This window comes from Xanthomonas hortorum, assembly GCF_040279205.1.
GTDB lineage: Bacteria > Pseudomonadota > Gammaproteobacteria > Xanthomonadales > Xanthomonadaceae > Xanthomonas > Xanthomonas hortorum_F.
The window spans coordinates 123,463-143,884 of sequence record NZ_JBEOLS010000005.1 but is presented as its reverse complement, the minus strand read 5'-3'; the positions used below and the strand labels follow the sequence as shown (position 1 = coordinate 143,884).

The window sequence follows — 20,422 nt, the reverse complement described above, 5'->3', positions numbered from 1 at the left end:
CTTGGAGAAATAATGGCGAAGAAATCCGACGCAAAACGAAAAGCGAAGCTTAAGGAACGACGCAAGAATGCTGAAGCGTCACAAGCCCGCATAATGGCGGCGCCAGATGTGCCGTACGAGTGGAAGGGACCGACCGGTGATGAGCCTGAAACAATCGCTGCACTCACTTCAGACGACGGTGATCAAATTGCGTACATCGAAGGTTATAGCGACGACGGCTGGGAGTTCGTGGTCGACTATCAGACGGTAGCCACATCGAGTGATGAGCTTGCAGTGCTCAAGTTGTTCTTGGATGAGTCGACAAATTATGTGTCCTATGTAAACGTAGCCATGGCCTTTTCGCCTTGGTTAATTGAAAAAATAGAAGCGCGATGTCAGGCAGAGAGCATCCAGTGGAACGACTTCATGCGCTCGCTGCTGCCTGTTGAGAAGCAGCATATGCAGCTTCCGCAACAGCGCACGATGTAGCAGCGCCTGCACCGTCCCTTGCTCAGTAAGCAAGGGACGGTGCAACACATCATGCGATCTTCGACATCGCCATTTCTTGCCGCAGGTGCGAACGCCGCGCTGGACTTCTCGCAAGCTCCATGTCCACGCCACCGAGTTCTAGCGCGGGAACACCGATGATGCCTTTGGCAGAGTCTTCTGCGGCCTGCATGTGCGCATCAAGATTGGCACCCAGTTGATGCAAGAACATGGAGCGGAGTTCGTCATCAGAGAGCCGCGATCTAGCCAGCACCCGAGCATTCTCGGCGCACCTGAAGAGCACGAAAGCAGTAGCGATTGCGTCGCCTGATTGCGCCATCATCAACGAGAAGGCCTCACCGGATGCATGCCTCACGACAGCATCGTGTAGGTCGATACTTGTTTCCGCAAGCTCAGCAACCTCAATCTCCACCGCCGCGAGCAACGATTGGATCTCTTGCTGCATCGCCACGTATTCCTCTACCAGCGTCAACGCGGAGCTTTCGGCTGCGCGCAGCTTCTGAACGTCACGCGTCAGTACACCATCGGCGTCTCGCAATAGAGCGCTCCATTGCTGCCGCGCTGCCGTCGCCTCAGCCTCAGCTGCGTCGCGAGCACGTACCATTGTTGCAGCACGTTCCTTCATCGCGCTTTTCCTGCTCACTCCATCACGCAGAGCTTGCGATGCATCCTCGAACTTCATACGCACTTGTTCCAATCTACCGGGGCTTGGCAATGCCTCGCCGGCGTCGCTGGCTGCGTCTCCGGATGTAACCTGTTTGCTATTCATACAATGATTCCTGTTGGTTTGAGAGCTCGGCAACCACACGCGATGAGACGTCGTAGCGGCCAGGGGTGATGACACGCACTGCACGCAGCTCACAACGAGCCGTCGTGCACCTTGCGCGAGTCGAAGATGTACAGGCGCACCGCGCCCATGCCGGGCACGCGCACGACCTGTGAGGGTTTGCCATCGGCTGCGGGCTTGATCCACCCAGTGGCGATAAGCTCACGCGCGGCTTGCCGCGCGTCATGGCCGGCGCACAATTCGCGGCGAAAAGCTTCGGGCAGCACCATGTATTCGGTGACGCCAACCTCATCGAAGCGACGGAAGCCGGCGCGCTCTCGCACGGGAAGACCGTCCGCTGCGCGGAATCGCTCAAGGCGACTCTCGCCATGTGCTTCGAAGAACGCGCGGATGCGCGACATCAACGCGTCAGTGTCAGCACTGCCGGAGCCGCCACGGCGCTGCAGCCAGGCTTGGAAGCAGGTCGCCACGCCTTTGGTTGCTTCGCCCTTCTGCCAGCCGGTGAGCTGGTGCCGGCAGGTGCTGGCTAGCTCTCCGGCAAAGGCGACGATAGCGAAGCGCTCCGCCACGCGGCGTACCTCGCCCGACGCGTTGTCCGGCACGTGCGTTGCCAGGAAGCGGTCTGTCGCCTCGCGCAGCTGCGCGGTGAGCTTGGGGCTGTCCAGCCGCGTCAGGTATTCCATCCACAGCGGCCACGCCGAGCCGTAGGAGCGCGCCGCCGCGTCCTTGAGTAGGGCCGATAGCGCAGCGCCGTCGCCGGCATCGTGGAGCCGCTCAAAGACGCCGTGGCCGGCCTCGGCCTCTGCTGGCACATCCGCCAAGCGCACGGCCTGCCCGGCCCTGGCTTGCTTGCCAGCCTCGGCCATGTGTTGGGTCAAGCCCACCTCGCCTGCCGACAGGATCATGATGCGCCAGCGTGCCGCCGCGCGTGCATCGCCAGCACGGTTCGCGCGGCTCTTGCCGTTACCGTTGGCAAGCAAATACGCCGCATCGCCGGCCTGCTTCGGATCGATCTGTGCCAGCTCGTCCAAGATCAGCGTCGCGTCGTTGTGCAGCACCGCCACACCTTCCAGCCCGTTGGCGGTGCTGCGCCACTCGCGGGCATACTCTGGTGGTCCTACGACGCTGGCGGCCACGCGTAGCGCGGTGGTCTTGCCGCTGCTGCTGCCACCGACGATGTGGAAGCCGCCACCCGTGGCGCCAGTGAAGCGCAGCAGCGGGCCGGCGAACATCGTCGCCACCGCTAGCACTAGCCGCGAATTGCCGGCGCAGCGTGCTGCAACTTCGCGTTTCCAATCGTCCAGCGTGCCAACCGCCGCGTAGTGATGCTGCAAGCCGCCGCTGTGCTGGTAGACCAGCAACTCCTCGCCGGCACCGTAGCTCTCACCACTAGGCAGCACATAGCTGCTGTCGTGCCAGCCCGGCACGGCCACGTTGCGGGCACGTGCGTCGATGCGCTCTTGGATGATGTAGGCAAGCAGCCGCTGCATCGTGCTGCGGTGCGCGGACATCTCCACACCGCCGGCTGCCAATTGGCGGACGAACTCGCGTGGGTCGCCCACCAGCATTTCGGCTGGCGCGGCCCACTGGTGGCGATGACCATCGGCGTCGGTCCAACTCAGCAGCCGGCCCCATTCCTCACTTTGGCTATTGCGGGTCTTGGCCTCGACTTTCAGCGGCGAGCAAATGAATTGCGGCTCTGCCTGTTCGCCGTCCTCGTTGACGCCCACGTAAAACACACCGGCATCGCTTAGGCGATAGTGCGGCTTAGCTCCGGCAGCGCCATCGGCGCGCGCCTTGTTAGTCCCACTGCCCTTGCGCACGGCCGCCTCGATCGAACTGCGCACAGCCTTTTTGCCCACCGCTTTGGCAGCATCGTTGAAGTCTACGGATTTGATGGTGTTGCTCATGCACGAGGCTCCATTGCCGCGTCGGCGCACTGCGCCTTGGGTTTAAGGGTCACGGGGATCACTTATGGGTGATCGGACGAACGCGGCGGCAGTGCGACTACGCCGCCAACGGCTTGCGCTGCGCGCTCCGCGTTGGCTAAACCGGGATTGATGCCTTTGCACAACGCAGTCGCCGCGTCGTCGTCCGCACACAGCACAATCAAGGCGTCGGGGAACTTATTGCGCAGCTCTCTCGCTACGGGTTCAAGGTTGCCGGCGTCGAAGGCCACGGCAGTTGGATAGCCCGTCGCCTCATAGATACTGGCAGCGGTGGCATAGCCTTCGGCAATGCACACCACCTCCGAGACCTCTCGCCCGATGGCGTAATACAGCCCACGCTTTCGACCACCTGCGAGGAAGCGCTTGCTTCCATCGGCCGCGATGGTCTGCATGCTCCATAGGTGCCCTTCGGCGTCGCGCATGGGCACCAACAGATGCCCATGCGATTGCCGTAGTCCATAGGACGCCACGCCCTTGGCGACCAGATAGGCATGCGTCGCGCTGGCCGCATCCGCCTGTCGCCATTGCGCCAATGCCGCGTCGCGTGCTGCTGCATGGCGCCGTGCACATTCGGCCTGCTGTTGCCGCTGCGCGCGGCGCGCTTTCTCGCGGATCTCCGCCAACTCCGCAGCCGATAGCGAGGCACCCTCGCTGTCACACCATTGCGCGCTCGCGCCGGTTTTCCAGTTGCCATAGGCGCCGGCTAGCGGCGGACCGGCATGCAGGACATACCAGCCGCTGCGCTGCCCGCTGCCATCGCCTTCGGCCCGTACGCGCCGGAGACGACCATCGGCAACAACAGACGCCACCAGCAAGCCTGCCGCTTGCATGGCAACCACGAAACCGTCAGCACGACGCATCGTCAGCCACCAACTCGGTGCTATGCGTGGCGTCTTTCATCACCGCCACCAGATCCTCATGGATGTAGAGCGTGCTGGCGGCCATCGACTCGAACGACAGGGCCATGCGTTCGGCAATGCCATCGCCCATGCCGCTCAACATCAGCGCGGTAGAGCGCGCACGCCTGAGCCGGTTGTAGCTGTCCTCACTCATCCAGTAGCCGAACGGCAATTCGGGCGCAGTGGACGCACATGGTGCCTCTGCAGCGCTGGCCGCTCGCTCGGCCTGGATGTCCTCCAATTGCAAGGCCATGCAGTCCTCGAACTGCTTCTGTGATTGGGCAGGTGTGAACAGCGACAGGCGGCACTGCACGCGCTTGAAAACGCGGGCCAGCTCTGTGCACTCGTGTTCCAAAGGTTCAAAAAACCGCGTCCGCAGCCGATTTTCAAGCGGATGGCCCTGCAGCGCTTCATCGAGCTCTGCGCGTGCGGTCGCCAGGTGCTTTTCGGCCTTGCAACGCAGGCGATCGATGCGGTGCGCTAAACGCAAGATCTTCTCTGCGCGCTCGGCATCAAGCACCGCATCTAGAATCGTGGCGCTCACTTGGCCGTCGCCCATGTTCGGTACGCCAGTCAGTCCGACGGTCTCGTGCGTCATGGGGTCACCTCCACGCTGCCGACCATCCTCAAGAGTTCGCCCAGCGACAGGTCTTCCATGGGACCCGCGCGACGCTCAAGCGCCTCGACCAGCTGGAACAGCGCGGTCATTGGCATTTCGTAGATGCGCAGCAGCTGACGGGCCGCACTGAACAAGTCGTGCATCACCGCATCGTCGTTACCGACCAAGGCATCAAAGTGCGAACCGATCATCGCGCAACCTCCTGAGCGGCGGCGGCAATGGCCTGCTGGATCTCGGCCAGCGTCAGTGCTTCGGGTTGCTTCCCAGTGACTTGCAGGCACGCATCGAGCGCCAGCCAACGGGTGTGATCCCAATCGAGGGTGTCGGCGATCTCGCCAAAATGATGGGCAATGCGAACGCTGAAACGCGTAGGCGCAACTAGGGTGTCGTGAGACATAGCGGAATTCCTCTGGAAGATTGGAATCCGCCACCACGCTGTCAAACGAGGTGACGGACGGTACGCGGTTGACAGACCGGCCAGAGGACCGGCAGGCCTTGCGGCCTCCGCGCACCGCCCGCCATAGAACTGGCAAGCAGTCGCCCGCGACGATGCAGCGGGCAATAAAAAAGCGCCGGGCATCATTCGATGGGCGCTGGTGCGCCTCTGGGTTCGGGCTGTCAAACCCGGTCGCCGATGTGCGGCGACGTGGGAATGCTGCACGCACTGGCCGCGCACTGTCAACCGGAAAATCACGCACTCTTCCCGACCAGCTGCTTTTCGATCAACTTCGCCTTGAAGGCGGCCTTCTCTGCTGCGCTGCTGATCGGCAGGCAGATTTCGGGGCTTGGGCACGCGCTTGGGGAGATGGTTCGAACGATTTCGGTGTAGGCGGTAAATGTGTGCCCGCACAGCGCATTGCGACACTGAAGCATCGATTCACGAAGCAACCTGTTGTGGGACACGCTCGACCGGACAATGGCAGCAGCATCACAGTGCGGGCAGCGAAGAAACGCGCGAGCGGGAGTTGTCATAGGCACCTCAGCAATCGGTCAAGATCGTGGGAGTGCCGCGCGTCAATACGATCTCGCCAATCCGACCAGGTCGGTGATGGGTAAAGTGCAGGCCAAGATTCGGCTGCGCGATTGCGGTGCGCAGGTGTTCGGCAAGGAACTCGGCTTCGGCGCGCGTCAGTGTGAAGCGCTTGCCGGAGATGGTCAGGTGGATGTCGTCGGTCATGACTGTACTCGCGGATGGGTGGCGGGAATCTGGGCTGCGATCCAGGCATCAACGTCTGACTCAAGCCAGACCGTGACGCGGGGAGAGAGCGGGATGGACTTGGGGAACCGGCCGCGATCCATCAGCCAGTACAGGTGGGATCGGGAGATGCCAGTGCGGCTGAGCACTTCGGGCTTACGCAAGAAGCGTTCGCTGCGGCCGGCATCGGCACGTGGCGCGTTGGCCGGCGCGCCTGGTGAGGCGGCGGGTGTTGTTCGGGAAGCGAGCATTGTTTGAGGTGGCGCTTTGACCTGTCGGTCAACGACTGCCATGTGTTTTGGGCTTGCCAAGAGACTAAAAGCCGACGCGTCGGAGTTCACGCGACTGGCTGTGTAAAAACTTTTTTTACAAACTCTGTTGGACGCGGCCGGAATCTGGCGGACGACGGGCAGGCGTTGCCGGCCCGCGTAGACGATGCGAGCAAGGCGCTGACGTGCAGGTGCGGCTATACAGCCGGCGAACGGCAGTAAGGAATTGGCAGCGCAGGGCGGCGCATGCGTCTGCTGACGTAAGCACGGGCTGGCGAAGAAGAAAATTGGTGCCAGAGAAGAGGCTCGCCGGAGAATCACCTCGGCTGAACTCGCCGACCTGCGTCGCGCTAGGCACGGCATGATCCGGCGTCCGGGTGCGTCCGGCATCGTCTCAAGGCGAGGTGATTGCTACACGAGTTACAGGGCGTTACTCAGCAGCCGAACGCCCGCCACCACCCTCCAAAGCACTGAATTTATTGCTTTATTCCCGAGGCGTTACGCGCGTTACAGCGGTTACCCTGAAAAATGGCAAGTCCGAAAATAAAAGTGGGCAGACAGCGGCTAGATAGATGCCCTGAGACTGTCCAAGTAGTCCGCCCAGGCTTGCATCATCTTCCGGCGCTCGACCAGATGGGCAGTGCGGTTGTAAGCGCGTCCGTTGGGATCTCGGACGGCATGCGCAAGTTGATGCTCGATGTAGTCAGGGCGGAAGCCCAAGACCTCGTCCAAGACCGTCCGCGCCATTGCTCGGAAGCCGTGACCTGTCATCGTGTCTGAGTCGTAGCCCAGCCGCCGCAGCGCCGCGTTGATGGTGTTCTCGCTCATCGGCCGCCCTTTGCCTCGCGTGCTCGGAAAGACGTACGCGAGTCTGCCGGTCAGTGGCTGCAGATCGCGGAACACAGCGACGGCCTGCGACGAAAGCGGCACGATGTGAGGCTGCCCCGTTTTGGTTGCAGTAAAACGCCACTCTGCAGCAACAAGATCAATATCTGACCATTGAGCTTGTCGAAGCTCACCAGGGCGCACGAACACGATCGGTGCCAGGCGCAGTGCTGCAGCGACAACAGGCGTGCCCTGGTACCCGTGGATGGCACGCAGCAAACCACCAACATGCGCAGGATCAGTGACGCTGGCAAAGTGCTCGACCTCCACAGGGACGAGCGCGCCTCGCAGGTCCTCAGCGGGATTACGCACTGCTCGGCCCGTAGCGATTGCATAGCGGAACACTTGGCTCGCCAACATTCTGGCGCGATGCGCAGTCTCGTTTGCACCACGCGCTTCAATCTTCCGGATTGCGTCCAATAGATCGCGCGCGGTCACACCATCTACAGGTATCCGCCCAATGTATGGGCCTAGATCCTTCGAAAGGAGGCGGTTCTGACGCCCCAGCGATGTAGCAGCCATCTTCTTCGCTCTGACAGCAATCAGCTCGGCGGCGACTGCTTCGAATGTGTTTTCCGAACGTTCCCGCGTTGCTGCCTTTTGCGCTTTGCGTTGTTCGCCCGGATCGACTCCGTCTGCAAGCAATCTACGCGCGGCAGCATGTCGCTCGCGAGCCGTTGCCAAGCTGACATCTGGATAGGTTCCCAGAGACAGCGTGTTGCGCTTACCTGTCACAGGGCGACGGTAATCCCAGCGCCACCACTTGGCACCATCAGGCCGCAGCAGCAGGTAGAGGCCGCCGCCGTCGCGCAGCTTTTGCACGGCAGCTGTCGGCTTTGTCTTGCGTATGGAGGTATCGGTAAGCGACATGGCGGTAACAGGTACTGGCGGTAGGAGGGTTACCGTCAAAGATACCGCCTCTGGAACTAGGATTGATGTGGATCACATAGGACACTAACAGACACAAAAAAGGCCGAAATCCTTGATTTGAAAGGAAAATTCGGCCTTCATAAGACGGTGTAAGACGTTTAGATGGTGCGCCCGGAGGGATTCGAACCCCCGACCAATGGCTTCGGAAGCCACTACTCTATCCGGCTGAGCTACGAGCGCCTGGCCGCGCATTATGCCAGAACAGGCGCCCAGGTGACGGCCCTGGCGGGGTCCAGCCAGTGGAAAACGCCCGGAGCACGCGGCGCTTGCCCGGCCAGCGGCCATGCCAGCCCATCTTCGCCCAGACCATTGGCTCATTGCCGCGCCACGCCCGGTGCGCATCCGTCGAGGTGGCTCGACCACCAGCCAGCGCATGACCGCATCCAAGCCGCACTGCTACCCTTTGCGGCATGAGCAAGCATGCTGTCGAACACGTGCCCGTTGCGGCCGCGCTAACCTGGCCGCAAAGACTGGGCCAGTACTGGAAGTTGATCCGCGGCGATCGCCCGATCGGCAGCCTGTTGCTGCTCTGGCCGACCTGGTGGGCGCTGTGGCTGGCTGCTGATGGCCTGCCGCCGTTATGGACGCTGTGCGTGTTCACCGCCGGGGTCTGGCTGACCCGCTCGGCCGGTTGCGTGATCAACGACTACGCCGACCGCTGGCTGGACCCGCATGTGGAGCGTACCAAGTCGCGTCCGCTGGCCACCGGCGCGGTGTCCGGGCGCGAGGCGCTGTGGGTATTCGTGGTGCTGATGCTGGTGGCGTTCGCGCTGGTGCTCACGCTCAACTGGTTGACCGTGGCGCTTAGCGTGCCCGGCGTGTTCCTGGCCGCCAGCTATCCCTACCTCAAGCGCCACACCCACCTGCCCCAGGTCTATCTGGGCATGGCCTTCGGCTGGGGTATCCCGATGGCCTTCGCGGCGGTGCAAGGCAGCGTGCCGCTGCTGGCGTGGCTGCTTTACGCGGCCAACATCCTCTGGGCCACCGCATACGACACCTGGTACGCCATGGTCGACCGCGAAGACGACATCCGCATGGGCAGCAAGTCCACCGCCATCCTGTTCGGCAAGTTCGATCTGGTTGCACAAGGCGTGCTGTATGCATTGATGTTCGCAGCCCTAGTGCTGGTGGGCCTACGTGCCGGTCTCACCATCGCCTACTGGGCCGGGCTCGGCATCGCAGCGCTGCTGGTGGCCTACGAGTTCCGCCTCGCCCGCCACCGCGAACGCGGCCCCTGCTTCCGCGCTTTCCTGCATAACAACTGGGTGGGCCTGGCGATCTTCGTCGGCATCGCCGCGGCGCTGGCATTGCGCTGACGGGCAGATGCGGCAATCGCGTCGCGAGTTAAGCCCGGGACGAGAAGGTACTGTTTGCGCGCCTTGAAGCGCCCCCGAAACGCGGGCTGGGGCGCGGAGCGGGGTTTGGGGGTACGGCATGGTTCCACTTGTCAGGTGCCGGCTTCGGTGGGATGCGACAGCGCGACCGGGAATCGGCTCCTCGGCTCGGTCAGACATCCTGTCTGACTCGCCGCCGCGACACATCCCTGTGCCGCTCTCTGCCAATCCCCGGTCGCGCTGTCGCTTCGGCAGGTCGTTTTCATGACTTAGGTGGGCTCGCAACTTGTTGACCAGCCGCCGTCAAACTTCCATGCAGGCGGGAATGGGTGCGTGCGAAGCCTCATGGTGCAAGCCACAAGGCGCAAGCCACCAAGCCTCACGGCACCCGCGCACACACCCACGCATCCACCCGCTGCACGCCCGCGCGGCGCAAGGCCTGCGCGGCCGCATGCAGCGTGGCACCGGTCGTCATCACGTCGTCCACCAGCGCCACATGCGCTGGCAACACGCCGCGCGCCACGAACGCATCCCGCATATTGCGTTGGCGTTCGTCCGCATCCAGCTCCGATTGCGGTGCGGTCGCCCGCACGCGGCGCAATAACGGCAGGCAGGGCAACCGCAGCGCGCGGCCAATCGGTTTGGCCAGCTCCAACGCCTGGTCGTAGCCGCGCTGGCGCAGGCGCTGCCGATGCAGGCTCACCGGCACCAGCGCCTGTGGGCGCGGCAAGTCTGCACAGCGCTTGGCCATCAACTCACTGAGCAAGCGCCCGGCCGGTAGATCCTGATGAAACTTGAAACGTCGCAGCAAGCCATCCACCGGCCAGCGATAGGTGAAGCACGCATGCACGCGCTGCAGCGGTGGCGGGTGCTGCAGGCAGTGTCCGCATCGCAGCGCTCCATCGGAAACATATAACTGCGTCGCGCAACACAGGCAGGCGTGGCCGTGATCCGGCAGGGCGGCGCGACATGCCGGGCACAGATCGCAATCGGCAGTGCCGGCCTCTGCACAGACCAGGCACACGCTCGGCAACAGCAGCCGCAACACCCGTTGCGGCCACCTGTAAACCGAGCGCACCCCATCGAAGTTGACAGCCTCTTGCATGCTCACCAGACTGCCTGCCTTCCAAGCCGCTGACTGTCAGGAAACCCCGATGTCTGTTGTCGTACGCCATGACTGGGATCGTAAAGAGCTGCAGGCGCTGTTCGATCTGCCGTTTCCGGAGCTGCTGCACCGCGCCGCCAGCGTGCACCGCGCCCATTTCGATCCGGCGGAAGTGCAGGTCTCCACGCTGTTGTCGGTCAAGACCGGCGGCTGCCCGGAAGACTGCGCCTACTGCCCGCAGGCACAGCGCTACGACACCGGCGTGACCGCGCAGAAGCTGATGGAGACCGAAGAGGTCGTCGCCAAGGCGCGCCAAGCCAAGGCCGCCGGCGCCTCGCGCTTCTGCATGGGCGCGGCCTGGCGCTCGCCCAAGGAGCGCGATATCCCCAAGGTTGCGGCGATGATCCGCGAGGTCAAGGCGATGGGCCTGGAGACCTGCGCCACGCTCGGCATGCTCGACGCCGGCCAGGCGCGCGCGCTCAAGGACGCCGGGCTGGACTACTACAACCACAATCTGGACACCGCGCCGGATTACTACGACTCGATCATCCACACCCGCCAGTACCAGGACCGCCTGAACACCCTGGAGCACGTGCGCGATGTGGGCCTGAAGACCTGCTGCGGCGGCATCGTCGGCATGGGCGAAACCCGCGAGCACCGCGTCGGCCTGCTGCTGGCGCTGGCCACGCTGCCGTCGCATCCGGATTCGGTACCGATCAACCAGCTGGTGCAGGTCGCCGGCACGCCGTTGCATGGCACCCAGCAACTGGACCCGTTCGAGTTCGTGCGCATGATCGCGGTCGCCCGCATCGCCATGCCCAAATCGATGGTGCGGCTGTCGGCAGGCCGCGAAGCGATGAGCGACGAACTGCAGGCGCTGTGTTTCCTGGCCGGCGCCAACTCGATCTTCTACGGCGAAAAACTGCTGACCACCGGCAACCCGGACACCGAACGCGACCAGGCCCTGTTCCAGCGCCTGGGCCTGCGCCCGATGCAGATCACCGTGGACGCCGCCGACCACGACCACCCCGGCACCGTGCATGCGGACATCACCCGCGAAGCGGCCTGCGAACACGCCGCGTAACCGCAGCTCCACCCAGCCGGCACCGGTCGTCGGTGCCGGCTGGGCGCGTTGAGCCGGGCACGCTACGCTAGCGGCCCTTCCAGCCGTTGAACGACTCCATGGCCCGCCCCGATCTGCACGAACGGATTTCGTCGCTACGCAAGTTGCGTGTGGCCCAGGAACGGATCCGGGTGCGGCGCCAGGTGGGCCGCCGCGATGGCGTGCGTCTGGAAATCGATGGCCGCTGGCTGACCGGTTTTTGCTCCAACGACTATCTGGGTCTGTCGCAACAGTTCGAAGTGGTCGCCGCGCTGCAGGACGCCGCCGCGCGCGACGGTGCCGGCGCCACCGCCTCGCATCTGATCTGCGGCCACCACACCGCGCACGAAACACTCGAACGCGAGATCGCCGACTGGCTCGGCTATCCCTCGGCGCTGTTGTTCGGCAGCGGCTTCATCGCCAATCTGGCGGTACAGCAGGCCTTGCTCAGCGAAGAAGACGATGTCTGCGTACAGGACCGGCTCAATCACGCCAGCCTGCTCGATGCCACGCGCCTGGCCGGCTGCCGGCTGCGGCGGTATCCGCATCTGGATGTGGAAGGTGCGATGCGTCAGCTCAAGGGCGCGCCCGAGGGCGCGGCGATGCTGGCCAGCGATGGCGTTTTCAGCATGGATGGCGATATCGCGCCGCTGCGTGCATTGAGTCTGGTCGCGCGCATGCAGGAAGCGCTGTTCTACGTCGACGATGCGCATGGCGTGGGCGTGCTCGGCCCGCAAGGACGCGGCTGCGTTGCCGATGCGGGACTCGGCGTGGCCGAAGTGCCGCTGCAATTGGTGACCCTGGGCAAGGCGCTCGGTGGCTATGGCGCGGTCGTCGTTGGCGAAGAAGCGCTGGTGCGCCATCTGGCCGAAACCGCGCGCCCTTACATCTACACCACCGCATTGCCGCCGGCACAGGTCGCCGCGACCCTGGCGGCCGTGCGCCTGGCGCGTCGCGACGACTGGCGGCGTGCGCGCCTGACCGAATTGATCGGCAGTTTTCGCGATAGCGCACGTCGGCATGGGTTCGAACTGATGGCCTCGGATACGCCGATCCAACCCTTGCTGTGCGGCGAAGAAGCCACGGTGATGGCGATGTCTGCCGCGCTGGAACAGGCCGGCTTTCTGATCGGTGCGATCCGCCCGCCCACCGTGCCCGAAGGCAAGGCGCGCCTGCGCGTCACCCTGTCTGCGTTGCACACCCCACAGCAGGTGCAGGCGTTGATCGAAGCCATTGTGCAGGCACGCGATGTGGTGAGCCGGCAACAGCTGCGCGCCTCCGCCTGAGGACGGCGATCGAAACGACTGCGCAGCCGCCGGACAGCGCAGCCGGTGCGCGGGGTGGCATGGACCACCAGACCAATGCAGTGCCGAGCGCAGTCCACGCCCAGCTGACACTTGCTGGATCAGTGGCGCTGGCGCGGTCATGGTCATGCGAGCACGCAACGGAACTGGCTCGAGTCCAGGGTCAACGCGCCACGCGCAAGCGCCATGCACTGACTCAAGACTCACCGCTCCTCCCGCGCGGATCGGTACACGCCGATCCGTACCGATCGGCGACAATGCGCGCATGCATATCGATGTCATCGGCCACGGGCCTGCGCTGGTTCTTCTGCACGGTTGGGCGCTGCACGGCGGCGTGTTTGCGCCGTTGGTGGAGCGACTGGCGCCGCACTATCAACTGCATCTGGTGGATCTGCCCGGGCACGGTTTCAGCCGCGACGACAGCACGCCATTGGCGCTGCCGTACGTGGTCGCCGACATCGCCACCGCCACGCCGCCGGCGGTGTGGATCGGCTGGTCGCTGGGCGGCTTGTTCGCGCTGCATGCAGCCGCCACCCAACCGCAGGTACGCGGGCTGGCGATGATCGCGGCCACGCCGCGGTTCGTGCGTGGCAGCGATTGGCCGGAGGCGGTCGAACGCGAGGTCTTCGTGCAATTCGGCCAGGACTTGTCGCGCGATTATCGCGGCACGCTGGAGCGTTTTCTTGCGCTGGATACGCTGGGCTCGGCGCATGCCCGCGCCGAGCTGCGCAGTCTGCGCGAGACGCTGGTTGCGCGCGGCGAACCGGCCGCCGACGCCTTGCAACAAGGCCTGCGCCTGCTGGAACGCACCGACCTGCGCCGCGCGCTGCCGCACTTGGCCCGCCCCAGCCTGTGGATTGCCGGCCAACGCGATCGCCTGGTTCCGGCAGCCGGCATGCACGCCGCCGCGGCGTTGGCCCCGCACGCGCAGGCGCTCACCATCGCCGGCGGCGGTCACGCACCGTTTCTCGGCCACGCCGATCAAGTGAGCGAGGCGCTGCAACGCTTCGTTGCGTCCGTACCGTGAGCGGATCACCGATCATGCCAACTCACTGATCGAGGGAGCAGCGCATGGACTTGGGCATCGCCGGACGTTGGGCACTGGTCTGCGCCGCCAGCAAAGGCTTGGGGCTGGGCTGCGCACGCGCACTGGCCAGCGAAGGCGTCAACGTGGTGATCGTCGCGCGCGGCCGCGATGCCTTGGCGCAGGCCGCCGATGCGTTGCGCGCGCTGCCGGGTGCCGGCGAGGTGCGCAGCGTGGTGGCCGATATCGCCACGCCGCAAGGGCGCACCGATGCGCTTGCCGCCTGCCCGCAGGTCGACATCCTGATCAACAACGCCGGCGGCCAGCCGCCAGGCGATTTCCGGCAGTGGGAGCGCGAGGACTGGCTGCGCGCACTGGATGCCAACATGCTGGCGCCGATCGAACTGATCCGCGCCAGCGTCGATGCGATGCGCGCGCGTCGCTTCGGCCGCATCGTCAACATCACCTCCAGCGCAGTGAAGGCGCCGATCGACATCCTGGGCCTGTCCAACGGCGCACGTGCCGGCCTCACCGGCTTCGTCGCCGGGCTGGCGCGCAGCACGGTCGCCGATAACGTCACCATCAACAATCTGCTGCCCGGCCAGTTCGCCACCGACCGGCTGCGCGGCAACTTCGCTGCGATCGCGCAACAGCAAGGCGGCACCGCCGAGGACGTCGCCGAGCGCAAGCGCGCGGGCATTCCGGCCGGGCGCTTCGGCGAGCCGGACGAATTCGGCGCGGCCTGCGCATTCCTGTGCGGCGCGCAGGCCGGCTACATCACCGGGCAGAACCTGCTGATCGACGGCGGCAGCTACCCGGGCACGTTCTAGAGCGCGTTGGCCATGCGGAGGTTGTGACGACCGCCGCGGAGGTTGTGGTTGTTTTCGGCCACGACCCGGCGTGTCGAAACACAGTGCCGGTCCATTGCGGTCGCCACGCAGTCGCTGGCAGAGCGACCGAGTGCAGAGCTCTCCATGCCGATTGCCACGCCACACCACACCACACCACACATCGATTCCCTCCGCCGCGCGCAGCGGCGACAATAGCGCCGCAATGAACAGTACCTTCGACCCCCGCCACGTCCGGCGCGCCTTCGCGCGTGCCGCCAGCAGCTATGCCGCCGCCGCCGCACTGCAGCGCGAAGCGGAAACGCGCCTGCTCGAATCGCTCGACTACTTTGACGACCAGCTGCCCAAAGTGGTGCTGGATGTCGGCGCCGGCCCCGGCCATGCCAGCGGCGCGATCAAGAAACGCTGGCCCAAGGCGCAGGTGATCGCACTGGATCAGGCAATGCCGATGCTGCGCCAGGCGCGCAAGGCCGCGGGCTGGTGGAAACCGTTCGCGCAGGTCTGCGCCGATGCGCGCGCGCTCCCGGTCGCCGACGGCAGCGTGGATGTGATCTTCAGCAATCTGTGCCTGCAATGGGTGGAAGACCTGCCGGCGGTGTTCGCCGGCTTCCGCCGCGCGTTGCGCCCGGGCGGGCTGTTGCTGTGCTCCACCTTCGGCCCGGAGACGCTGATCGAACTGCGCGAAGCCTTCGCCCAGGCCGACCCGGCCCCGCACGTCAGCCGCTTCCCGCCGATCGCGCAGTTCGGCGATGCCTTGTTGATGTCCGGCTTCCGCGACCCGGTGCTGGACCGCGACCTGTTCACGCTGACCTACAGCGACCTGCCCGCCTTGATGCGCGAACTGCGGGCGATGGGCGCCACCAACGCGCTCAGCGATCGCCGCGCCACCCTGACCGGACGCGGTCGCTTCGCCGCCGCCAGCGCCGCGTACGAGCCGTTACGGCGGCCGGACGGCACCTTGCCCAGCTCCTGGGAAGTGATCTACGCGCACGCCTGGGCACCGGCACCGGGCGCGCCCATCCGCGAACAAGGGCACGACATCGCCAGCGTACCGTTGGCCTCGATCCCGATCCGCCGCCGCATCGACTGAGCGGCGGTACAGATCGCTGGCCGCAATGCAGCTGCTGCCGGTGAGACACACAATCTTGGGCCGATGCCAATGCCGACCTGTCAGGCTCGGCGGCGACACCCGGTAGAATTCAGTCGTTAACGGCCGCATGTTCCTGTGACGGCTCACCTTGTTCAACGCCTCCAACCAGAGTGGCTGGCAAAACGTGGCAAGCAGCCGTCAGGTGCGTGCAGACGGCGCGGAGGAACCGGTATGTACGTGTGCAGTACATGCAGGTTCCCAGCACCGGCAGCGCCCGGCTGCTGCATCGTCGTTTTGATCCCCGCTCTTGCGTTTGCGGCCCCCGCTCCCTAATTGGCCTTCTCCATGTTGAAGTGGCTCATCATCGCGCTGTTCATCGCATCGGCGCTGTACATCCATTACCGCGGTCGCGTGCGGCACCGGCTCAGCCGGCAGCTGCTGGACCATTCCACCTTCATGGCACCGATCAACACGCTGATGTATCTGTGTTCGCGGGTGCCGACCACACCCTTCATCGACCCCGGCAAGGAATTCCCGGAGCTGGCACCGTTGCGCGCCAACTGGTCGCTGATCCGCGACGAAGCGGTGGCCCTGCAGCAGATGCAGAAGATCCGCGCGGCCGACGGCTACACCGACATCGGCTTCAACTCGTTTTTTCGCCGTGGCTGGAAGCGCTTCTATCTGAAGTGGTACGGCACCGCGCACCCGTCGGCGTCCGAACTGTGCCCGCAGACCACCGCCTTGCTGAAGTCCATCCCCACGGTGAAAGCGGCGATGTTCGCCGAGTTGCCGCCGGGCAGCGAACTACGCCCGCACCGCGACCCGTTCGCCGGGTCCATGCGTCTGCATCTGGGCCTGGCCACACCTAACGACGATCGCTGTTTCATCGACGTCGATGGCCAGCGTCACAGCTGGCGCGATGGCGAATGGACCATGTTCGACGAGACCTATATCCACTACGCGCGCAACGACACCGACCAGGACCGCATCATCCTGTTCTGCGATATCGAGCGCCCGATGCGCTGGCGCTGGGCGGCGGCGGTGAACCGCTTCGTCGGCCGCAGCCTGCTCTCGGCCGGCGCCTCGCCCAATCAGGAAGGCGACAAGACCGGCGGCATCAACCGCGTGTTCCGCTATTTTTACGCTGGCCGCCTGAAAGCCAAGGCGCTGAAGGAACGCAACAACCCGCTGTACCAGATCCTCAAGTGGGGCATCTTCGTGCTGGTAGTGGTCGGCATCGTGTTGCTGTAACGCCAGACCACCCGCGTAGGAGCGCGCTTGCACGCGATGAAGCGTTACCGAGAAACCCTCAACGCGCGCAAGCGCGCTCCTACACAGGTCTGGCCGCCCATACCGATCGGCCCAAGCAGGCCATGCATTGCGATGCAGTCGCGCCAAGCCCCCCACGTAGGAGCGCACCCGGGCGCGACCAGGCATTGCCGGCCTCATCGCGCGCAGGCACGCTCCTACGCAGAGCTAGTCCATGCCGGTCGATGCAATCAGCGTGAGACCTGCGCGATCCATTCCTGCAGGTTGTAGTAGTTGGTGACGCGGATGAGCTTGCCGTCGCGCACATCGAAGAACGCACCACCCGGCAACACGTAGGTCTGCCCGTTGGCCTCCGGCAGGCCTTCGTCGGTGGTGTGGTAGACCCCGTGCACCACGTACTCGGCGCCGACCCGCGTGCCGTCCTCGTTGGCGGTGATCACGATGTCGCGCAACTGCTCGCGGTAACTGTCGTTCATGCGCTGCAGGAAGGCGGCGAACTCCGCCCGGCCAATCTCGCGCGGCCCCTGATTGAGGTCGTGCGCAACATCGTCGGCCAGGAACGCCAACATGGCGTCCCACTCGCCGCGGTTGAATGCTTCGTAGTAGGCCTGGACCAGGCCGGTGGCGCGTTGCCGATTGCTCTCGCTCATGCTCGAACCTGCCGCTGGGAAAGCCGCATCATAGAGCGCGTCTTGCACTGCAACGTCATCGCACGCTGCAGACCCGGCATCAGGCGCCCTGCACCACCAGGTCGCGGTGGAAGTAATAGACCTCCTGCAGCAGAAAGCGCCAACTGGTGTGGAAGCTGCGAAAGCGCGTGCTGGGGGTGGACGAGGCCAGCGCATCCACGCCCAGCTCCTGGCTCAGCCGCAGCGCGCGCGCCATGTGCAGCGGGTCGCTGACGATGATGGCCCGGTGCATGCCGTGACGCTCCATCAGCGCGCGCGCCTGCTGCAGGTTCTGCCGGGTGGTGCGTGATTCGGTTTCGATCACGATCGCTTCCGGCGGGATGCCGTGACGCAGCGCATAGCGCCGCGCGACCTGCGACTCGGCAAAGCGTGCGCCATTGCCGAAGCCGCCGGTGAACAACAGCCGCGGCGCATAGCCCTGCGCGTACAGATCCAGCGCATGCCGGATGCGCTCTTCGAATACCGGCGAAGGCCGCGCATCGTAGGCCGCCGCGCCCAGCACGATGATCACATCGGCCGGCGCGGCCTGGTCGCGGTCGCCGATCCACACGATCCAGCCCGCCACGCCCACCAGCCAGATCGCCGCCAGCATGCACAACCGCCAGCCCCAGCCCCACAGGCCGAGCCCGCGCGAGCGCCTGCTCACGCCGCGGCCCATGGGAGCGCATCCAGATCGACATTGCCGCCGGACAGGATCAGCCCGACCCGGCGCCCGGCAAAGCGCGCCGGGTCGGCCAGCACCGCAGCCAGCGCAATCGCCGAGGACGGCTCCACGACTTGTTTGAGCACCTGCCAGATCAGCCGCATCGCCTGCACCACCGCGGCATCGTCCACAGTGATCACCTGCGCGCCGGCCGCCTGCAACAGTGCGAAATTCGGCGCCCCCAGGGTGCCGCGCAAGCCGTCGCAAATGGTGTCGGGGACAAAATCGACCAGGCGCTCACCTGCCGCCAGCGAGCGCGCGGTGTCGGCCGCGCCGCTGGGCTCGGCCAGCACCAGTGCGCAACCCTGCGCGGCCTGCAGCGCCAAGGCCGCACCGGCAGCCAGCCCGCCGCCGCCGACCGGCGCCACCAGCACGTCCAGCCCGCCGCTCTGGTGCAACAGCTCCAGCGTGGCGGTGCCCTGCCCGGCAATCACGGCCGGGTCGGTGTAGGGATGGACCAGCGTCGCACCGCTGCTGGCCTGCACTTCCGCGCACAGCTGCTCGCGCGCGGCGATGGTCGGCGCGCAGCGCCACAGCGTGGCGCCGTGCCGGGAAATATTGGCCAACTTGGTGGCCACCGCACCCTCCGGCACCACTACATGGCAGCCGATGCCACGGGTGCGCGCGGCCAGCGCCAAGGCGGCGCCGTGGTTGCCGGACGAATGCGTGACCACGCCGCGCGCGGCCAGCTCCTCGGGCAACGACCACACCGCATTGCAGGCGCCACGGAACTTGAAGGCGCCGCTGCGCTGCAGGTGTTCGGCCTTGAAGAACACCTGCGCGCCGCAGAGCGCATCCAGGCTGTGCGAGGTCAGCAACGGTGTCGGCGCGCACTGCGGCGCGATGCGCGCAGCGGCTTGCAGGACGTCGGAATGGGCAAGAGAAACCGTCTCGATCATGCCTGCAAGATTAACGTATCCCCCACTCTTCACGGTTGCGCGCACAATTCCCGCGCATGCTGGATCGATGAAAAAGCGCCACATAGCGACACAGTTAAGGACCGATTCAATGCATCGGTTCGAAAGTGGGACCATGGTTGCAGGAGGGCACCATCCATGAAATTCCGTCTGATCTTCGCCGCCGGGCTACTGGCTCTGAGCGGCTGCGCGACTTACGACTACACCGGCGGTGGGTCGGGCGGTTATTACCGTGGCGCTCCGGCCGTACAGTATCGCTACCCGCCGGGTTACTCGCCTTATTTCTACGGCAATCCGTACGGCAACCCCTATGGTGCCGGTTCGATCGGGTTGTACGACTACCCGGTGTATCCGGTCTATCGCGGTGGTGGCGGCTACTACTACCGGCAGAACGATCGGCGCCCACAATACCGGCCGCCGCGCCCGAACGGCTCGTATCACAATGGCCCGCGTCCGAACGGTCCCCGCCCCAATGGCCCGCGTCCGCAGCAGCCCAATCGTCCACCGGCAACCGGCGCTCCGCCGTCGCGGCCGCCGGCACGCATCGGTGCGCCGCCTGGGGTGATTCGGCAGATTCAACGGCAGACCGCACCCCGCAATACCCGTGAGCAGATCCCCTGAGTTGCTGACTGCGACGCGGCCCACAAATGGATAGATTGGGGGCTTGCGTTCAGCCGGCACTTGGTTGCAAGCTAGGTGCTCTGTGTGACCTGCCACGTCATTTTTTGACCTGACGCGTTCCAACGACTGACTTATGTCGATGTCCGACAGGGAAATCTGGATCCCCCCTGTTCCGGCCCTGTCGGATATCGGCGCCTTCAACGCATAAAGCCCCGGCATGCCGGGGCTTTATGCGTTTGTCCTTGCTTAACCTGGCAGCGCCTGACCGCATCAGCCTGGCAGAGCGCATCGGCAGCGGTGCCAACCGCAGAAAAAAATAAGGGTCGGCAGTCCCCCGACTACCGACCCTTACGCTACCCCATCGCACGCGCGGCTGGCCCCTGTTCCAATTCCAGCC

The 20,422-nt window shown here is 65.0% G+C and carries 23 protein-coding genes, 1 tRNA gene, 1 other RNA gene and 1 pseudogene; 10 read left to right on the top strand and 16 right to left on the bottom strand.

Going from position 1 to position 20,422, the window contains the following annotated elements:
- The first annotated feature begins 12 nt into the window (after nt 1-12).
- Entirely contained in the window at nt 13-468 is a 456-nt protein-coding gene (locus ABS769_RS04080) for a hypothetical protein (RefSeq protein ID WP_350498081.1), read from the top strand.
- Between the two features lie 49 nt (nt 469-517).
- Here ABS769_RS04080 and ABS769_RS04075 read toward each other — a convergent pair whose 3' ends face one another.
- From ABS769_RS04075 to ABS769_RS04050, 6 genes are all read right to left on the bottom strand, one after another.
- Nucleotides 518-1,255 carry a hypothetical protein gene (locus ABS769_RS04075; RefSeq protein ID WP_350498080.1) on the bottom strand — a complete coding sequence of 246 codons (738 nt, stop codon included), beginning with the start codon at nt 1,253-1,255 and terminating at the stop codon, nt 518-520.
- An 89-nt stretch (nt 1,256-1,344) separates the two neighbouring features.
- Nucleotides 1,345-3,183, bottom strand: a complete 1,839-nt coding sequence (locus tag ABS769_RS04070) for a DUF927 domain-containing protein (RefSeq protein WP_350498079.1) — start codon at nt 3,181-3,183, stop codon at nt 1,345-1,347.
- Nucleotides 3,184-3,245: 62 nt separating this feature from the next.
- Complete coding sequence (locus ABS769_RS04065) at nt 3,246-4,082, bottom strand: toprim domain-containing protein (protein WP_350498078.1); 837 nt, start codon at nt 4,080-4,082, stop codon at nt 3,246-3,248.
- Nucleotides 4,069-4,719, bottom strand: a complete 651-nt coding sequence (locus ABS769_RS04060) for a hypothetical protein (RefSeq protein WP_350498077.1) — start codon at nt 4,717-4,719, stop codon at nt 4,069-4,071. The genes ABS769_RS04065 and ABS769_RS04060 overlap by 14 nt, the downstream gene beginning before the upstream one ends.
- On the bottom strand, nt 4,716-4,931 hold the full coding sequence (locus ABS769_RS04055; RefSeq protein ID WP_350498076.1) for a hypothetical protein: 216 nt from the start codon (nt 4,929-4,931) through the stop codon (nt 4,716-4,718). Before ABS769_RS04055 ends, ABS769_RS04060 begins: the two co-directional genes overlap by 4 nt.
- Nucleotides 4,928-5,137, bottom strand: a complete 210-nt coding sequence (locus ABS769_RS04050) for a hypothetical protein (protein ID WP_350498075.1) — start codon at nt 5,135-5,137, stop codon at nt 4,928-4,930. The genes ABS769_RS04055 and ABS769_RS04050 overlap by 4 nt, the downstream gene beginning before the upstream one ends.
- A gap of 255 nt (nt 5,138-5,392) precedes the next feature.
- On the opposite strand from ABS769_RS04050, the gene ABS769_RS04045 reads away from it, so the two are divergent.
- Nucleotides 5,393-5,569 carry a hypothetical protein gene (locus tag ABS769_RS04045; RefSeq protein ID WP_350498085.1) on the top strand — a complete coding sequence of 59 codons (177 nt, stop codon included), beginning with the start codon at nt 5,393-5,395 and terminating at the stop codon, nt 5,567-5,569.
- Between the two features lie 35 nt (nt 5,570-5,604).
- On the opposite strand, the pseudogene ABS769_RS04040 reads toward ABS769_RS04045, so the two are convergent.
- The 5 genes and pseudogenes from ABS769_RS04040 to ABS769_RS04020 form a co-directional block, all read right to left on the bottom strand.
- A pseudogene (locus ABS769_RS04040) lies at nt 5,605-5,712 on the bottom strand (ogr/Delta-like zinc finger family protein); the annotation flags it as partial.
- 7 nt (nt 5,713-5,719) lie between these two features.
- Nucleotides 5,720-5,917 (bottom strand): hypothetical protein, encoded by a 198-nt coding sequence (locus ABS769_RS04035; protein ID WP_005912599.1) that lies wholly within the window; start codon nt 5,915-5,917, stop codon nt 5,720-5,722.
- Nucleotides 5,914-6,186 carry a helix-turn-helix transcriptional regulator gene (locus ABS769_RS04030; protein ID WP_350498084.1) on the bottom strand — a complete coding sequence of 91 codons (273 nt, stop codon included), beginning with the start codon at nt 6,184-6,186 and terminating at the stop codon, nt 5,914-5,916. The genes ABS769_RS04035 and ABS769_RS04030 overlap by 4 nt, the downstream gene beginning before the upstream one ends.
- Nucleotides 6,187-6,768: 582 nt before the next feature.
- Nucleotides 6,769-7,959, bottom strand: a complete 1,191-nt coding sequence (locus tag ABS769_RS04025; RefSeq protein WP_350498074.1) for a tyrosine-type recombinase/integrase — start codon at nt 7,957-7,959, stop codon at nt 6,769-6,771.
- A 163-nt stretch (nt 7,960-8,122) separates the two neighbouring features.
- A tRNA-Arg gene (locus tag ABS769_RS04020) sits at nt 8,123-8,199 on the bottom strand.
- Between the two features lie 230 nt (nt 8,200-8,429).
- Here ABS769_RS04020 and ubiA point away from each other — a divergent pair.
- On the top strand, nt 8,430-9,335 hold the full coding sequence (gene ubiA / locus ABS769_RS04015) for a 4-hydroxybenzoate octaprenyltransferase (RefSeq protein ID WP_317060955.1): 906 nt from the start codon (nt 8,430-8,432) through the stop codon (nt 9,333-9,335).
- A gap of 397 nt (nt 9,336-9,732) precedes the next feature.
- Here the strand turns inward: ubiA and ABS769_RS04010 are convergent, their stop codons facing one another.
- On the bottom strand, nt 9,733-10,458 hold the full coding sequence (locus ABS769_RS04010) for a ComF family protein (RefSeq protein WP_317060954.1): 726 nt from the start codon (nt 10,456-10,458) through the stop codon (nt 9,733-9,735).
- A 49-nt stretch (nt 10,459-10,507) separates the two neighbouring features.
- Between ABS769_RS04010 and bioB the strand changes: the two genes are divergently transcribed.
- The 5 genes from bioB to bioC all read left to right on the top strand — a co-directional run bounded on the left by bioB (nt 10,508) and on the right by bioC (nt 15,826).
- Nucleotides 10,508-11,542: a biotin synthase BioB gene (gene bioB / locus ABS769_RS04005; protein WP_317060952.1), complete on the top strand. Its 1,035-nt coding sequence runs from the start codon at nt 10,508-10,510 to the stop codon at nt 11,540-11,542.
- 98 nt (nt 11,543-11,640) lie between these two features.
- Nucleotides 11,641-12,846: an 8-amino-7-oxononanoate synthase gene (bioF, locus tag ABS769_RS04000; RefSeq protein ID WP_317060951.1), complete on the top strand. Its 1,206-nt coding sequence runs from the start codon at nt 11,641-11,643 to the stop codon at nt 12,844-12,846.
- A 283-nt stretch (nt 12,847-13,129) separates the two neighbouring features.
- Complete coding sequence (gene bioH / locus ABS769_RS03995; RefSeq protein WP_317060949.1) at nt 13,130-13,891, top strand: pimeloyl-ACP methyl ester esterase BioH; 762 nt, start codon at nt 13,130-13,132, stop codon at nt 13,889-13,891.
- A 44-nt stretch (nt 13,892-13,935) separates the two neighbouring features.
- The gene (locus ABS769_RS03990) at nt 13,936-14,718 is read left to right on the top strand and encodes an SDR family oxidoreductase (RefSeq protein WP_317060948.1); all 783 of its coding nucleotides are present in this window, start codon (nt 13,936-13,938) and stop codon (nt 14,716-14,718) included.
- Between the two features lie 223 nt (nt 14,719-14,941).
- On the top strand, nt 14,942-15,826 hold the full coding sequence (gene bioC, locus ABS769_RS03985; protein ID WP_104551520.1) for a malonyl-ACP O-methyltransferase BioC: 885 nt from the start codon (nt 14,942-14,944) through the stop codon (nt 15,824-15,826).
- 172 nt (nt 15,827-15,998) lie between these two features.
- On the opposite strand, the gene ABS769_RS03980 is transcribed toward bioC, so the two are convergent.
- Nucleotides 15,999-16,076, bottom strand: a non-coding RNA gene (locus ABS769_RS03980) — sX9 sRNA.
- A gap of 95 nt (nt 16,077-16,171) precedes the next feature.
- On the opposite strand from ABS769_RS03980, the gene lpxO reads away from it, so the two are divergent.
- On the top strand, nt 16,172-17,077 hold the full coding sequence (gene lpxO / locus ABS769_RS03975) for a lipid A hydroxylase LpxO (protein WP_210762770.1): 906 nt from the start codon (nt 16,172-16,174) through the stop codon (nt 17,075-17,077).
- 248 nt (nt 17,078-17,325) lie between these two features.
- Here lpxO and ABS769_RS03970 read toward each other — a convergent pair whose 3' ends face one another.
- The 3 genes from ABS769_RS03970 to ABS769_RS03960 form a co-directional block, all read right to left on the bottom strand.
- Nucleotides 17,326-17,745, bottom strand: a complete 420-nt coding sequence (locus ABS769_RS03970; RefSeq protein WP_317060947.1) for a nuclear transport factor 2 family protein — start codon at nt 17,743-17,745, stop codon at nt 17,326-17,328.
- 79 nt (nt 17,746-17,824) lie between these two features.
- Nucleotides 17,825-18,442, bottom strand: coding sequence for a YdcF family protein (locus ABS769_RS03965; protein WP_006451966.1), 618 nt, complete (start codon nt 18,440-18,442; stop codon nt 17,825-17,827).
- Nucleotides 18,427-19,386, bottom strand: coding sequence for a pyridoxal-phosphate dependent enzyme (locus ABS769_RS03960; RefSeq protein WP_317060946.1), 960 nt, complete (start codon nt 19,384-19,386; stop codon nt 18,427-18,429). Before ABS769_RS03960 ends, ABS769_RS03965 begins: the two co-directional genes overlap by 16 nt.
- Nucleotides 19,387-19,542: 156 nt before the next feature.
- Here ABS769_RS03960 and ABS769_RS03955 point away from each other — a divergent pair, with 156 nt between their 5' ends.
- Nucleotides 19,543-20,025, top strand: a complete 483-nt coding sequence (locus ABS769_RS03955; protein WP_043910088.1) for a hypothetical protein — start codon at nt 19,543-19,545, stop codon at nt 20,023-20,025.
- The last annotated feature ends 397 nt before the right edge of the window (nt 20,026-20,422 follow it).